The 13,856-nt window shown below is 66.9% G+C and carries 13 protein-coding genes; 6 read left to right on the forward strand and 7 right to left on the reverse strand.

Features of this window, described 5'->3' with window-relative positions; translation table 11 throughout:
- Positions 1-2: 2 nt before the first annotated feature.
- Together LO787_RS17060 and radA are read right to left on the reverse strand one after the other, a co-directional pair.
- Positions 3-530, reverse strand: coding sequence for a CvpA family protein (locus tag LO787_RS17060; protein ID WP_232492189.1), 528 nt, complete (start codon positions 528-530; stop codon positions 3-5).
- A gap of 12 nt (positions 531-542) precedes the next feature.
- Positions 543-1,910 carry a DNA repair protein RadA gene (gene radA / locus LO787_RS17065; protein ID WP_232492190.1) on the reverse strand — a complete coding sequence of 456 codons (1,368 nt, stop codon included), beginning with the start codon at positions 1,908-1,910 and terminating at the stop codon, positions 543-545.
- A 69-nt stretch (positions 1,911-1,979) separates the two neighbouring features.
- On the opposite strand from radA, the gene LO787_RS17070 reads away from it, so the two are divergent.
- Positions 1,980-4,292 carry a patatin-like protein gene (locus tag LO787_RS17070; protein ID WP_232492191.1) on the forward strand — a complete coding sequence of 771 codons (2,313 nt, stop codon included), beginning with the start codon at positions 1,980-1,982 and terminating at the stop codon, positions 4,290-4,292.
- Between the two features lie 49 nt (positions 4,293-4,341).
- Here LO787_RS17070 and dnaJ read toward each other — a convergent pair whose 3' ends face one another.
- Together dnaJ and dnaK are read right to left on the reverse strand one after the other, a co-directional pair.
- Entirely contained in the window at positions 4,342-5,472 is a 1,131-nt protein-coding gene (dnaJ, locus tag LO787_RS17075; protein WP_232492192.1) for a molecular chaperone DnaJ, read from the reverse strand.
- Between the two features lie 81 nt (positions 5,473-5,553).
- Positions 5,554-7,461: a molecular chaperone DnaK gene (gene dnaK / locus LO787_RS17080; RefSeq protein WP_232492193.1), complete on the reverse strand. Its 1,908-nt coding sequence runs from the start codon at positions 7,459-7,461 to the stop codon at positions 5,554-5,556.
- Positions 7,462-7,656: 195 nt separating this feature from the next.
- Between dnaK and LO787_RS17085 the strand changes: the two genes are divergently transcribed.
- On the forward strand, positions 7,657-8,193 hold the full coding sequence (locus LO787_RS17085) for a copper chaperone PCu(A)C (protein ID WP_232492194.1): 537 nt from the start codon (positions 7,657-7,659) through the stop codon (positions 8,191-8,193).
- Positions 8,190-8,687 (forward strand): vgr related protein, encoded by a 498-nt coding sequence (locus LO787_RS17090; RefSeq protein ID WP_232496355.1) that lies wholly within the window; start codon positions 8,190-8,192, stop codon positions 8,685-8,687. The genes LO787_RS17085 and LO787_RS17090 overlap by 4 nt, the downstream gene beginning before the upstream one ends.
- A 138-nt stretch (positions 8,688-8,825) precedes the next feature.
- Here LO787_RS17090 and LO787_RS17095 read toward each other — a convergent pair whose 3' ends face one another.
- From LO787_RS17095 to hrcA, 3 genes are all read right to left on the reverse strand, one after another.
- On the reverse strand, positions 8,826-9,089 hold the full coding sequence (locus LO787_RS17095; RefSeq protein ID WP_232492195.1) for a YgdI/YgdR family lipoprotein: 264 nt from the start codon (positions 9,087-9,089) through the stop codon (positions 8,826-8,828).
- A gap of 162 nt (positions 9,090-9,251) precedes the next feature.
- On the reverse strand, positions 9,252-9,818 hold the full coding sequence (grpE, locus tag LO787_RS17100; protein ID WP_232492196.1) for a nucleotide exchange factor GrpE: 567 nt from the start codon (positions 9,816-9,818) through the stop codon (positions 9,252-9,254).
- Between the two features lie 17 nt (positions 9,819-9,835).
- Positions 9,836-10,879, reverse strand: a complete 1,044-nt coding sequence (hrcA, locus tag LO787_RS17105) for a heat-inducible transcriptional repressor HrcA (RefSeq protein ID WP_232492197.1) — start codon at positions 10,877-10,879, stop codon at positions 9,836-9,838.
- Positions 10,880-10,980: 101 nt separating this feature from the next.
- Between hrcA and rph the strand changes: the two genes are divergently transcribed.
- Genes rph through LO787_RS17120 form a run of 3 tightly spaced genes read left to right on the forward strand, consistent with a single transcriptional unit; the run spans position 10,981 to position 13,830 of the window.
- Positions 10,981-11,697, forward strand: coding sequence for a ribonuclease PH (gene rph, locus LO787_RS17110; RefSeq protein WP_103095892.1), 717 nt, complete (start codon positions 10,981-10,983; stop codon positions 11,695-11,697).
- Entirely contained in the window at positions 11,697-12,338 is a 642-nt protein-coding gene (rdgB, locus tag LO787_RS17115; protein WP_232492198.1) for an RdgB/HAM1 family non-canonical purine NTP pyrophosphatase, read from the forward strand. The genes rph and rdgB overlap by 1 nt, the downstream gene beginning before the upstream one ends.
- Entirely contained in the window at positions 12,322-13,830 is a 1,509-nt protein-coding gene (locus tag LO787_RS17120; protein ID WP_232492199.1) for a tetratricopeptide repeat-containing sulfotransferase family protein, read from the forward strand. The genes rdgB and LO787_RS17120 overlap by 17 nt, the downstream gene beginning before the upstream one ends.
- The last annotated feature ends 26 nt before the right edge of the window (positions 13,831-13,856 follow it).

A 13,856-nucleotide genomic window follows, 5' to 3' on the forward strand; every position in this document is an offset into this window, starting at 1 on the left:
CTTTATTCAGCCTCTCGCGCAGCTTCGGCGGCGCGAGCTTCCGCCCGGCGTTCGGCGATGAGCTGGACCAGCGCCTCGCTGCTCGCGTTGATGAAGGGATAGGTACGCGCCTGCGTGATCCAGTCCGGCCGCCCGCCGACGCCCCAGATCGTGTCGTAGCCAAGCACCAGCACCGAAAAGCCGAGCACGATGATGATGACGCCCTTGACTGCACCGAAGCCGAGGCCGAGCACTCGGTCGATCGGGCCGAGCACCGAGGCGCGGCTCTTCGCCCCCGCCCACTTGGCGACAAGCTTCACGGCGAGGAAGGGAATGCCGAGCAGGAGTGCGAAGGCCAGCACCGCTGAGCCCGAATCCGAGCCGATGTAGTCGCCGAGGAACGCCGTTGCCGGCGTGTGGAACAGGCGGATCGCGAAAATGGCGAAGACCCAGGCCGCAAGGGCCAGAATCTCCTGCACGAAGCCGCGGATGAAGCCGGTAATGGCGCCGAGGCCCACGAGGAGCAGAACGGCGATGTCGAAGCCTGTCATAGACCCGCTGAATTAGGCATCGGCAAGGATGCGGTCAACGAGGTTGGGCAGCATCGTCAGCCCCGAAAACGTCAGGCCCTTTTCAGGCGGCGGACCGTTGGCGGGACCGAAGGCCTTGGAGAAGCCCAGCTTGGCCGATTCGCGCTGGCGGATCGAGCCGTGGGCCACCGGCCGGATCTCTCCGGCGAGCGAGACTTCGCCGAACCATACCGCGTCTGTCGGCAGCGGTTTGTCGCCGAGCGCCGAGATCAGCGCCGCCCCCACCGCAAGGTCGGCGGCCGGGTCGCTCAGGCGATAGCCGCCCGCGACGTTGAGATAGACTTCGCAGTTCGAGAAACTGAGCCCGCAGCGCGCCTCCAGCACCGCCAGCAGCATCGCCATGCGGCCCGAATCCCAGCCCACGACGGCGCGCCGGGGCGTCGCACCGCTCTGCAGCCGCACGATCAGCGCCTGGATCTCGACGAGGACGGGGCGCGTGCCCTCCATCGCCGGGAACACGGCGCTGCCCGCCATCGGTTCCTCGCGGCCCGACAGGAACAGCATCGAAGGGTTGCCGACTTCGGCAAGGCCGTCGCCCTCCATGGCGAAGACGCCGATCTCGTCCACTGGGCCGAAGCGGTTCTTGAGGCTGCGCAGGATGCGGTACTGGTGGCTGCGCTCCCCCTCGAAGCTCATCACTACGTCAACCATATGCTCCAGCACGCGCGGGCCGGCGATGTTGCCATCCTTGGTGACGTGGCCGACGAGGACGAGGGTGACGCCGGTTTCCTTCGCGTAGCGGATCAGTTCGAAGGCGCAGCCGCGCACCTGGCTGACAGTGCCGGGGGCACCCTCGATCTGGTCCGAGTGCATGGTCTGGATCGAATCGATCACCAGCAGCGACGGCTTGTCCATCATGCCGAGCGTGGTCAGGATATCGCGCACAGAAGTGGCTGCCGCCAACTGGATCGGCGCCTTCGAGAGGCCAAGCCGCTCCGCGCGCAACCGCACCTGCCCCGCCGCTTCCTCGCCGCTGACGTAGACCGAGAGGCCGCCCGCATTGGCGATGTTGGCCGAGACCTGCAGCAGCAGCGTGGACTTGCCGATGCCGGGATCGCCGCCCATCAGGATCGCCGAGCCGGGCACCAGACCGCCGCCTAGCGCCCGGTCGAACTCCGAAATGCCGCTCTTCTGCCGCTGCGGCACTTCGCCCGGCGCATCGAGCGGGGTGAACTGGATCGGCCTTCCGCCCGAAGACAGGTCATGCTTGGCCGAGAACACCGTCTGCGGCGCCTCCTCGGCAAGCGTGTTCCACTCGCCGCAATCGGCGCATTGCCCCTGCCAGCGGGTGGAGACACCGCCGCAGGACTGACAGACATATCGACGCTTGGGTTTCGCCATGGCGTTCGCGTAACCGGAACGGAATGAGAACGCAATTGCCAATCCTGTAACCCTGCGTAAGATAACGGGATGCAGCAAAAAGAACTGCGGATCGCTCTGGTCTGTTACGGGGGAGTCAGCCTCGCCGTGTACATGCACGGCGTCACCAAGGAGCTGTGGAAGACGCTCCAGGCCAGTCGGGTGCACTGGTCGGGAGAGGCGGTTCCCTCTGGAAGCGCAGCGGTTTACCTCGATCTCCTCAGGCGGCTTGAGAGCGGCGGCAATCTGAAGCTGCGTGTGCTTTCCGACATCGTTGCAGGGGCGAGCGCAGGCGGCATCAACTCGATCTTTCTCGCGCAGGCGATCCATTCCGGGCAGTCGCTCGAGCCGCTGACCGATCTCTGGCTGGAAACCGCCGACGTCGATGTGCTGCTCGATCCCGATGCGAAGCCGTGGTCGCGCGCGGCGAAGTTCTGGGCGAGCCCGCTCGTGACGTACCTGCTCCACCGGCCCGGCAACGCGGTGAGCGAGAGCGTCGCGCCGGAGACGCGGACGGAAGTGCGCGAGAAGCTGTCGCGCCTCGTCCGCTCGCGCTGGTTCGAGCCGCCGTTCAGCGGCATCGGCTTCGCGCGGCTGCTGCACCGGGCGCTGACCGCGATGGCGCAGGCGCCTGCGGGCAAGCCGCTGCTGCCGAGCGGGCATCCGCTCGACCTGTTCGTCACCGCCACCGACTTCAAGGGCCATCTGGAGACGCTGCGCCTGCACTCGCCCGCACTGGTGCTGGAGAGCGAGCACCGGCTGACCTTCGGGTTCCATGCCAAGGCAGGCCATGACGGGGAACCGCTGGCAGCGATCCCGGAACTCGTGATGGCCGGGCGTGCGTCGGCCAGCTTTCCGGGCGCGTTCCCGCCGCTCCAGATCGCGGAGATCGACCGTCTCGTCGATGAGGAAGGCGAACGCTGGCCCACTCGCGACGCGTTCCTCGCCCGCATCATGCCCGAGCATGCACGGCGCGGCGATCTCGACTGCGTGTCGCTGATCGACGGATCGGTGCTGGTGAACGCGCCCTTTGCCGATGCCATGGAGGCGCTGCGTGATCGTCCCGCCACGCGCGAGGTGGATCGGCGCTTCGTCTATGTCGATCCCTCGCCCGACCATGTCGGTGCGGAAATGCGGCGCGATAACGGCGTTCCGGGGTTCTTCCCGGTGATCTTCGGCTCGCTGTCGGCCATCCCGCGCGAACAGCCGATCCGCGACAATCTGGAGGCTCTTGAGGAACGTTCGCGCGAGATGGCGGCGCTGCGCGAGATCGTCATCGCGCTGCGGCCCGAGATCGAAGAGACGGTAGAGAAGCTGTTCGGCGGCACCTTCTTCCTCGACCGGCCCACTCCCAAGCGCCTTGCGGCGTGGCGCACCAAGGCGCAGTTCGCCGCGTTCGAGCAGGCCGGGTTCGCCTATCACGGTTATGCGCAGGTGAAGTTCAGCGGAATTGCCATGATGCTCTCGCGCATGATCCTCGAAGCCGCGCCGGAACTGGACCTGCCCTCTCCCGAGCCGGTGCGCGCACGGCTGATCGCGCATCTGGCGGCCAACGGTCTCGACCGCGCGCGGGCGCTGCGCGACGCGCACTCACCGGCGATGATCGAGTTCTTCCGCACCCACGACATCGCCTTCCGCATCCGGCGTCTTCGCCTGCTGGCGCGGCGGGTGACGCAGGAGTGGGAGGCTGAGCCCGGCGTCACCGAGCAGGACCGCGATGCGGCGCGCACCGCGATCTACAACGCGCTGGCGCTCTACATCGAGCGCGAGCCATTGGCGGCGATGGGTGAGGCTTTCCCGGCTCTGGCGACGGTGTTCTTCGAGGATCCGCAACCTGCGATGGAGCATCTCGCCAGCGCCCGCAGGCTGCTGGAGACCGACGCGGCGGTGGACGAACTGCTGGCCGAGGCGCTTGCGGCGATGCCGCAGGCGCTGCGGCGGCGGGTGCTGCTCGCCTACCTAGGCTTCCCGTTCTACGATACGGTGACGCTGCCGCTGCTGCGCGGCGAGGGCCTGACCGAGTTCGATCCGGTGCTCGTCGACCGCATTTCGCCCGAGGACTGCCATGCGATCCGGCGCGGTGTTGGGGAGACACTCAAAGGCACCGAGTTCTTCAACTTCGGCGCGTTCTTCAGCCGGACCTATCGGGAGAACGACTATCTCTGGGGCCGCCTGCACGGCGCGGAACGAATGATGGACCTGATCGCCTCCACACTGTCCGCCGAGCATGCGATGAGCGCGCAGGAACTGTTGGGGTTCAAGCGCCGGGCGTTCCTGGCGATTCTCGATGAGGAGAAGGACCGGCTGCGCGCCGATCCGGGGCTGGTGCGACGATTGCGGCGCGAGGTGCTGGGCGGGAAGTGAGGGGCAAATAAGCAAAACGGGCGGAGCATCGGCCCCGCCCGTTTCGTCCTTATTCCGTCAGGTCGCTCCAGGCGTCCTTGATGCGGTCGAAGAAGCCCTTCGACTGCGGGCATTCGTCGCCCGTCTCGGTTGCCTGCAACTCGCGCAGGATTTCCTTCTGGCGGGCCGAGAGCTTCGTCGGCGTCTCCACCGCGATCTCGATCACGAGGTCGCCGCGGCCACGCCCCTGCAGCACCGGCATGCCCTCGCCGCGCTTGCGCAGCTGCTTACCGGACTGGATGCCCGCCGGGATGTCGAGCGCGATCGTCTCGCCGTCGATGCCGGGGATCTCGATGGAGCCACCCAGCGCCGCCGTGGTAAAGGTGATCGGCACCTTCGTCACCAGCGTCGTCCCGTCACGTTCGAAGACGCGGTGGCGCTTGACGTGGAGGAAGATATAGAGGTCGCCCGGAGGCGAGCCGAACGGCCCGGCCTCTCCCTTGCCGGAGAGACGGATGCGGGTGCCCGAATCTACGCCCGGCGGGATGTCCACCTGCAGCGTCTGGGGCTTGTCCACGCGGCCTTCGCCGCCGCACGAGCGGCACGGCTTCTCGATCACCTCGCCGCGACCGTGGCAGGTCGGGCAAGTGCGTTCGACCACGAAGAAGCCCTGCTGCGCGCGCACCTTGCCGTGGCCGCCGCACATGGAGCAGCCGCGCTTGCTGGTGCCCGGCTCCGCGCCGCTGCCGTGGCAGGGTTCGCAGCCTTGCGAGACTTCGATGGTGATCTCGGTCTGCTTGCCGCGGAACGCCTCGTCGAGCGAGACTTCCATGTCGTAGCGCAGATCGGCGCCGCGACGCTGCTGCTGTCGCCCGCCGCCACCGAAGGCGCTGCCGAAGATGGATTCGAAGATGTCGCCGATATCGCCGAAGTCGCCGCCGCCGGGACCACCGCCACCGCCCATGCCCTGCTGGAACGCGGCATGGCCGTAACGATCGTAGGCGGCACGCTTCTGCGGATCCTTGAGACAGTCGTAAGCCTCGCTGATCTGCTTGAAGCGGGCTTCGGAATCGGCGCAGCCCGGGTTCTTGTCCGGGTGGAAGCGCATGGCGAGCTTGCGATACGCCGACTTCAATACCTTGTCGTCGGCGGTGCGCTCTACCTCGAGCAGTTCGTAATAGTCGATTTCAGTCGCTGACACGTGATTCTTCCCCTGGGGAATAACCTAACCGCCACCGGCGCGGTTTGCACCGGTGGCGGTCAGGATTTTCATCAGGACTTGTCAGCCCTTGTTTTCGTCGACTTCCGAGAACTCGGCGTCGACCACATCGTCGTCACCGGCCGGAGCTGCGTTCGGCGATGCCGCCGAAGCCTGCTCCTTCTCGTAGATCGCCTGGCCGACCTTCATCGCCACCTGGGTCAGTTCCTGAGCCTTGGCGTTGATCTCGGCGGCGTCGTTGCCTTCGAGTGCGGTCTTGGTCGCGGCGATCGCAGCCTCGACTTCACCCTTGAGCGCGACGTCGATCTTGTCGCCATGCTCGACGAGCTGCTGCTCGGTCGCGTGGACGAGGCTGTCGGCCTGGTTGCGGGCTTCGGCCGATTCGCGACGCTTCTTGTCCTCTTCGGCGAACTTCTCCGCGTCGCGGACCATCTGGTCGATGTCGGCGTCCGAGAGACCGCCCGAGGCCTGGATGCGGATCTGCTGTTCCTTGCCCGTGCCCTTGTCCTTGGCGGACACGTTCACGAGACCGTTGGCGTCGATGTCGAAGGTCACTTCGATCTGCGGCACGCCGCGACGCGCCGCCGGGATGCCGACGAGGTCGAACTGGCCGAGCAGCTTGTTGTCCTGCGCCATCTCGCGCTCGCCCTGGAACACGCGGATCGTCACCGCCTGCTGGTTGTCCTCGGCGGTCGAGTAGACCTGGCTCTTCTTGGTCGGGATCGTCGTGTTGCGGTCGATCATCTTGGTCATGATGCCGCCCAGCGTCTCGATGCCCAGCGACAGCGGGGTCACGTCGAGCAGCAGCACGTCCTTGACGTCGCCCTGCAGCACGCCTGCCTGGATCGCCGCGCCCATGGCGACGACTTCGTCAGGGTTCACGCCGGTGTGCGGTTCCTTGCCGAAGAAGTCCTTCACGACTTCGCGGACCTTGGGCATGCGGGTCATGCCGCCGACGAGCACGACGTCGTCGATGTCCTTGGCCGAGAGACCGGCATCGGCGATCGCCTTGCGGCAGGGCTCCAGCGTGCGCTGGATGAGGTCCGCAACCATGCGCTCCAGGTCGGAACGGGTGATCGTCTCGACGAGGTGCAGCGGGGTGGTCGCGCCGCCTTCCATGCGCGCGGTGATGAACGGAAGGTTGACCTCGGTCGTCGCGGTGGACGACAGCTCGATCTTCGCCTTCTCGGCCGCTTCCTTCAGGCGCTGCAGAGCGAGCTTGTCGCTGCGCAGGTCCATGCCTTCCTTGGCCTTGAACTTGTCGGCCAGCCATTCGACGACCTTGGTGTCGAAGTCTTCGCCGCCCAGGAACGTGTCGCCGTTGGTGGACTTCACCTCGAACACTCCGTCGCCGATCTCGAGGATCGAGACGTCGAAGGTGCCGCCGCCAAGGTCGTAGACCGCGATGGTCTTGCCGTCCTGCTTGTCGAGGCCATAGGCCAGCGCCGCGGCAGTCGGCTCGTTGATGATGCGCAGCACTTCGAGGCCCGCGATCTGGCCAGCGTCCTTGGTCGCCTGGCGCTGCGCGTCGTTGAAGTATGCCGGCACGGTGATGACCGCCTGCGTGACCGCCTCGCCGAGGTACGACTCTGCGGTTTCCTTCATCTTCTGGAGCGTGAAGGCGCTGATCTGCGAGGGCGAGTAGTCCTCACCACCGGCCTGGACCCAAGCGTCGCCGTTCTTGCCCTTGACGATGTGGTACGGAACCAGCTCGGTGTCCTTCTTGGTCACCGGGTCGTCGAAGCGGCGGCCGATGAGGCGCTTCACCGCGAAAATCGTGTTGTCGCCGTTGGTCACGGCCTGACGCTTCGCGGGCTGCCCGATCAGACGCTCACCATCACGGGTGAAAGCGACGATCGAGGGCGTGGTGCGTGCGCCTTCGGAATTCTCGATGACCTTCGGCTTGCCGCCGTCCATGACGGCAACGCAGCTGTTGGTGGTGCCGAGGTCGATACCAATTACTTTTGCCATTATCCCCATTCCTCACGTCAGTGGATGACACCAAGCGGATCGCCTCCCTTCCATCAAGGCAAGGCGGCTTGCTCGGCTCTGTGACGTTCCAAGTCGTCGAGCCCGGATATAGGTGACGTTTCGCTTGGAACAAGCCCGTCCGAATGGCATTACCCGGGCGATTTTCCAACGGGGCCGACGATAGAGGAAATACCTGTGAAGAAACGCAACCTTTCGCTCGCCCTTGTCGCTGTCGCTGCACTCGTTTCAACGCTAGGCGGGTGCGGGAAGACGCCCGACAGTCCGACGCAATCGAACGAGGCGACGCTGAGCGGCCCCGACGCCAAGCCCGGTATGGTGGCGAGCGACGCGCGTCTGGTCCTCCCCGTCGTCGCCGGGCGGCCCGGCGTGGTCTACTTCACCGTGCGCAACGACGGCGCGGAGCCGGTGACGCTTGCGGGCGTCGATGTCTCCGGCGCGGGCAAGGCGGAAATGCACCAGACCAACGGCGGCTCGATGAGCAAGGTCGAGAGCCTGCCGATCGATCCCGGCGCCTCGATGGTGTTCACGCCGGGCGGGCTGCATGTGATGGTGTTCGACATCGCGCCCTCGCTCAAGGCCGGCGGCAATGCGGAACTGACGCTGACGTTCTCCGACGGAGACAAGCTGTCGATGCCGCTCAAGGTGGAGGCGATGGGCGCTGCGAGTGGCGGTTCCGGCGAGCATGACGGCATGGAAGGGATGCACCACTGAACCCCGGACCGGGCGACGAACGGGCACTGACGGCGGGCGAGGTCGACCTCGTCCGCTCGGTCTTCGGCGACGCCGTGGACTGCGCGCCGGTACGCATCCGACGGCGGCGGTGGTTTCCGTTCCAGCCCGCGCATACGGTGATGGCGCCGTGCGGGCACCTGCACTTCCATCCGCGCAGCCAGCTCTATCGCGATGATTTCGCGGACCAATCGGGTGATCTGCGTGGGCTCTTCATCCACGAGATGACGCATGTGTGGCAGGCCCAGCACAAGGGGCGATACTACCTGCCGCTCATGCGCCATCCGTTCTGTCGCTATGATTACGCCCTGCGCCCGGGCTGGACGCTGGACCGCTACGGCATCGAGCAGCAGGCCGAGATCGTGCGCCATGTCTTCCTGCTGCGCGAGGGGTATCACTTCCCGGGAGCGCCGGAGCTTGGCGCCTATCGGGGCATTCTTCCGTTCACGCCGGGGGCTTCGACAAGCTCAACCTGAGCGGATTTGTACAAGATGAAACTGCTCTATCCCGCTCATGCTGGGCCTGTCGAAGCATAAGCGCACACCACCTCTCCATAAAAAGGACGCGAACACCGCAGTGCTCGCGCCCTTTCAACATCCGTCAGGACCGATGGATCAGCAGTCGCGATCCCAGTAGCGGTCGCCGCGACGGTCGTAGCGGTAGCAACCCCGGTCGTTGTTCTTCTTGGCCTGCGAGCCGATCAGGCCGCCCGCCGCCGCGCCTACTGCAGCGCCGGTGCCGACGTCACCACCGGCAATCGCACCGACGCCCGCGCCAAGCGCGCCACCGGCGAGGGCACCTTCGCCCGCATAGTTGCTGGCGCAGCCACCGATGCTCAGCGCACCGGCGGCGAGAATGGGAAGGATGAGCTTGCGCATCGTTGTTCTCCGCGAAATTCCTTGGTTCTGAAAAGTGAACGGAAGTGAACGCAAGGGGTTCCCGCGCAACAATACGACACGTTGCCCATCGGATACGTGAACGGCCCGCACTCGGTCGTTCCGAGGCGGGCCGTCCCGTTATTCAGTCGAATGGAAGTCGGTTCAGTCCGGCTTCTTCGCCACCGCGACCATGGCGGGACGCAGCAGGCGGTCCTTGATCATGTAACCGGCCTGCAGTTCCTGGATCACCGTGCCCGGCTCGGCATCGGCCGAGGGAACCTCGATCATCGCCTGATGCTGGTTGGGGTCGAGCGGCAGGCCCATCGAGGCGATGCGGCTGATGCCGTGGCTGGCGAAGACCTTGTCGATTTCGCGACCCGTGGCCTCGATCCCGGCGACGAGACCCTTGAGCTTCTCGTCCTCGCGCAGTTCGGCGGGGATCGCGGTCAGCGCACGGGCAAGGTTGTCCGACACCGACAGGATATCCCGCGCGAAGCTGGTCGCGGCATAGGCGCGGGTGTCGGCGATGTCCTTTTCGAGACGGCGACGCACGTTCTGCGTCTCGGCGCGGGCGTAGAGCACGTCCTGTTCCGCACCGGCCAGCTTCTCGCGCAGGTTCGCGATTTCCTCGTTCTCGCCCTTGGTGTCCACGAAGTCCTCCGGCACGCCCTGAAGTTCTTCCGCCACTGCGGGATCGATGGCGGGCGACTGCGTCTTGTCGTCGGTCATTATTCTATCTGTTCCAGCTATCCGATGAGCTTGCCCAGGCTCTGGGCGGTGAAGTCCACCATGGGGACGACCCGCGCATAATTCAACCGAGTCGGCCCGATTACCCCCACCACGCCGACCACCCTGCCCTCGCGGTCGCGATAGGGCGAGGCGATGACGGATGAGCCCGACAAGGCGAACAGCCGGTTCTCCGAGCCGATGAAGATGCGCGTGGACTGCGCCTCGCGGGCGGTATCGAGCAGGTCGGCGACCGACTGCTTGTTCTCCAGATCGTCGAGCAGCGAGCGGACGCGTTCCAGATCGGTCAGCGCCGCCTCATCGAGCAGGTTGGCCTGCCCGCGCACGATCAAAACGGGGCGCGCCGCCGCGTCCTCGCTCCACACGGCAAGGCCGCGCTCCACCAGATCACGGCTGGCGGAATCGAGCGCCGACTTGCCCGAGGCGATCTCGGCGCGCATCGCCCGGGCGGCTTGTGCCAGCGTGCGCCCGCCAAGATGCGCGGAGATGTAGTTCGACGCCTCTTCCAGCGCACCGGAAGGCAGCGCCATCGGCAGTTCGAGCACGCGGTTCTCCACCGCGCCGTCCTGCCCCACCAGCACCGCCAGCGCCCTTCCCGGCGCCAGTGGTACCAGTTGCAGGTGCATGAGACGCGGCTCACGGCGGGGCACCATGACGACGCCTGCGCCGGACGAGAGATTCGACAGCAACGCGCTCGTCGCCTCCAGCGCGGCCTCGATCGGACCGGGCGCGGCGATGCGGCGCTCGATGGCCTGCCGCTCCTCGACCGTGGGCTCGGCCACCTGCATGATGCCGTCCACAAACAGGCGCAGCCCCGCCTCGGTCGGCAGCCGCCCCGCACTCGTATGCGGCGCGGCGAGCAGGCCCAGCCCCTCCAGATCGGCCAGGACCGAGCGGATCGAGGCCGACGACAGGCTCACCCCGCCCGGGCCGGCCAAGGTCTTCGAGCCGACCGGCGTGCCGGTCGCCAGGTATCCCTCCACCACGAGGCGGAAGATCTCCCGCGCGCGGGTGGTCAGTTCGGTGATCGGAGGCGTGGGCATCTTGCTCCTCAATTTAGGCAATGCCCTTGAACCCTCAAGCCCAATGCGCCTAGGGCGAACCGGTAATCCACGATACGATAATCACAGCAAGGACTCCTGAAATGCGACCTTCCGGCCGTGCCCCCGACGAAATGCGCGCCATCGACATCCAGACCGGCTTCACCAAGCATGCCGAAGGCTCCGTGCTGATCTCCTTCGGCGACACGCGCGTGCTCGTCACCGCGTCGGTCGAGGAGAAGGTGCCGCCGTTCCTGCGCGGCAAGGGCGAAGGCTGGGTGACGGCGGAATACTCGATGCTGCCGCGCGCCACGCACACCCGTGGCAGCCGCGAAGCCGCCAAGGGCAAGCAGTCGGGCCGCACGCAGGAAATCCAGCGCCTCATCGGCCGCAGCTTGCGCGCCGTAGTCGACATGAAGAAGCTCGGCGAGCGTCAGATCGTGCTCGACTGCGACGTGCTGCAGGCCGACGGTGGCACTCGCACCGCCTCGATCTCGGGCGCGTGGGTCGCGCTGCGCCTCGCAGTCGACAAGCTGATGGCCGAGGGCAAGATCAAGGAAGACCCGATCACCGCCCGCGTCGCCGCGATCTCCTGCGGCATTCACCAGGGCACGCCGGTGCTCGACCTCGACTACATCGAGGACAGCGCGGCGGACGCCGACGCCAACTTCGTGCTGATCGAAGGCGGCTTGATCGCCGAGGCACAGGCGACCGCAGAAGGCGCGACGTACGACGAAGAGGGCCTGCTGCGCCTGCTCCGCCTCGCCCGCATCGGCTGCGAGCGCATCTTCGCGGCGCAGGCCAAGGCGGTCGGTCGCTGATGACCCGCAAGCTCGACGGATCGAAGCTGGTCATCGCCACCCACAACGCGGGCAAGCTGCGCGAGATCTCCGCGCTGCTCGCCCCGTTCGGCGTGGACTGCGTCTCGGCGGGCGATCTCGGCTTGCCCGAGCCGGAGGAGACCGGCACCACGTTCGTCGAGAATGCGCTGCTCAAGGCCCATGCCGCTGCCAAGGCGGCGGGCCTTCCGGCGCTGGCGGACGACAGCGGCCTGTCGGTGACGGCGCTCGGCGGACGGCCGGGCGTCTACACCGCCGACTGGGCGGAACGGCAGTGGTTCGAAGGCGAACCCGGCCGCGACTGGTACATGGCGATGGGCAAAGTCGAGGGCCTGCTGAGCGAGCAGGGCCTCGACGTCGACCGCTCCTGCTGGTTCTCCTGCACCCTCGCCATCGCCTGGCCCGAGGGGGACGAGGCTGTCTACGAAGGCCGCGTGAACGGCACGTTCTCGTGGCCGCCGCGCGGAACGATGGGCTTCGGCTACGATCCCGTCTTCGTGCCCGCAGGACATGAAGTCAGCTTTGCCGAACTCACCGTCGCCGAAAAGCAGGCGATGAGCCACCGCGCGGACGCTTTCGCAAAGCTGGTGGCCGAGCAGTTCGGCGATGGCCACAACGGCTGAGGCCATCCGCCTCGGCCGGGAGGCGGCCGCGAAGGGGCAACTCGACGCGGCCGTCCGGCATTTCCGCGCGGCGCTGGAGCAGGCTCCCGGCGATCCCGCGATCACCATCTGGCTCGGACAGGCGCTCTGCGCGTCAGGGCATCTGTTCGAGGGGGCTCCCCTGCTGCGCGACGGGGCGCTGGCGCGGATCGATGCGGGCGTCGCTCCCGGCGATCTGCTCCCGGTGGGGCACTTGTTGCAGACTGTCGGACAGCCTGTGGCTTCGCTGACACTGCTGGACGCCATCGCTGGTCGAGGCGTCGACACCCTCCCCCTATGGCAGTCCACCGCCACCGCAGCGGCGCAACTTTCGCGGCACGATCTCGCGCTCGAAGCCTGCACCAAAGCGCTGCATCACGACCCGCAAGCGCCGCAGATCGAGGTTCTGACCGCCAGTATCGAAACCGACGCGGGACTTGCCGAGAACGCTGCGGCGCGGCTCGACCGCGTGCTTGCCGGAACGCCCGCCCCCCGCGAACGCATGCGCGCCCATCGAGAACGCGCCCGGGCGCGGGACAAGCTGGGCCGCTGGCGGGAGGTCTTTCCCGATATCGCGGCGGGCGCAGCCCTTGCGGGAGAACTCCCCGAGTACGCGGCGCAGGACAAGTCGCTGGTCGCCCGCCTGCTGGCTCGCGATGACGCCGATTTCGACGCCGCCATGATCCAGCGCTGGCGGGAACAAGCCCCTGCGGACGACCATCCCGCTCCCGTCTTCCTGATCGGCTACCTGCGTTCGGGCACCACCCTCATGCAGGAACTGCTGGCCTGCGCGCCGGGCGTGATAGTGGCAGACGAAGCCCCGCTGCTGTCGGGAACGCAGGCCGCGATTCGCATCGGCACATCGCGGCTGAGCGCGCTCGATGCGCTCAGCCGCGACGCTATTGCGGCCTTGCGCGCACGCTATCGTCGCCTTGCCGCCATGCGGTTCGGTCCCGATGCCGATGCCAGCCGTCTCGTCGACAAGTTCGCGCTCAACGTGCTCGACCTGCCGGTGATCCTGCGCCTGTTTCCCGAAGCGCCGATCCTGTTCATGGTCCGCAACCCGCGCGACGTGTGCCTTTCCAGCGTGCTGCAGATGATGCCGCCCTCGCCCTCGACGGTGAACCTGCTGCGCTGGGAGGACGCCGTGCGCTTCCACGCGCTCGTCACCGCAGCGTGGCGGAAATGGCGCGATGCGTTGGGGTTGCAGGCCTGCGAAGTGCGCTACGAAGCGCTGGTTTCCGATCTGGAGGGTACCATGCGCAAGGCCCTCGCCTCGACCGGAATCGCGTGGACCGAGGCCATGCGCGATTTCCACAAGAACGCCGCTACCCGCGCGATCAGCACGCCCAGCCGCAGCCAGGTGACACGCCCGCTGAACCGCGCCTCGGTGGAGCGCTGGCGGCACTACGAGCCGGAATTCGCCCCCGTCGAGCACATCCTTGCCCCCGCCCTGCACGATTGGGGCTATTGACTTCCCGCGCCGACCCGCGCCTGAGA

The organism is Novosphingobium kaempferiae (assembly GCF_021227995.1).
Taxonomy (GTDB): Bacteria; Pseudomonadota; Alphaproteobacteria; order Sphingomonadales; family Sphingomonadaceae; genus Novosphingobium; species Novosphingobium kaempferiae.

What these genes read in the sequence shown, in the direction of transcription:
- LO787_RS17095 (WP_232492195.1), bottom strand. Translation starts at nt 9,089, where the DNA reads ATGCGCAAGCTCATCCTTCCCATTCTCGCCGCCGGTGCGCTGAGCATC.
- rph (WP_103095892.1), top strand. Translation starts at nt 10,981, where the DNA reads ATGCGACCTTCCGGCCGTGCCCCCGACGAAATGCGCGCCATCGACATC.
- rdgB (WP_232492198.1), top strand. Translation starts at nt 11,697, where the DNA reads ATGACCCGCAAGCTCGACGGATCGAAGCTGGTCATCGCCACCCACAAC.
- grpE (WP_232492196.1), bottom strand. Translation starts at nt 9,818, where the DNA reads ATGACCGACGACAAGACGCAGTCGCCCGCCATCGATCCCGCAGTGGCG.
- radA (WP_232492190.1), bottom strand. Translation starts at nt 1,910, where the DNA reads ATGGCGAAACCCAAGCGTCGATATGTCTGTCAGTCCTGCGGCGGTGTC.
- LO787_RS17060 (WP_232492189.1), bottom strand. Translation starts at nt 530, where the DNA reads ATGACAGGCTTCGACATCGCCGTTCTGCTCCTCGTGGGCCTCGGCGCC.
- dnaK (WP_232492193.1), bottom strand. Translation starts at nt 7,461, where the DNA reads ATGGCAAAAGTAATTGGTATCGACCTCGGCACCACCAACAGCTGCGTT.
- LO787_RS17070 (WP_232492191.1), top strand. Translation starts at nt 1,980, where the DNA reads ATGCAGCAAAAAGAACTGCGGATCGCTCTGGTCTGTTACGGGGGAGTC.
- hrcA (WP_232492197.1), bottom strand. Translation starts at nt 10,879, where the DNA reads ATGCCCACGCCTCCGATCACCGAACTGACCACCCGCGCGCGGGAGATC.
- LO787_RS17120 (WP_232492199.1), top strand. Translation starts at nt 12,322, where the DNA reads ATGGCCACAACGGCTGAGGCCATCCGCCTCGGCCGGGAGGCGGCCGCG.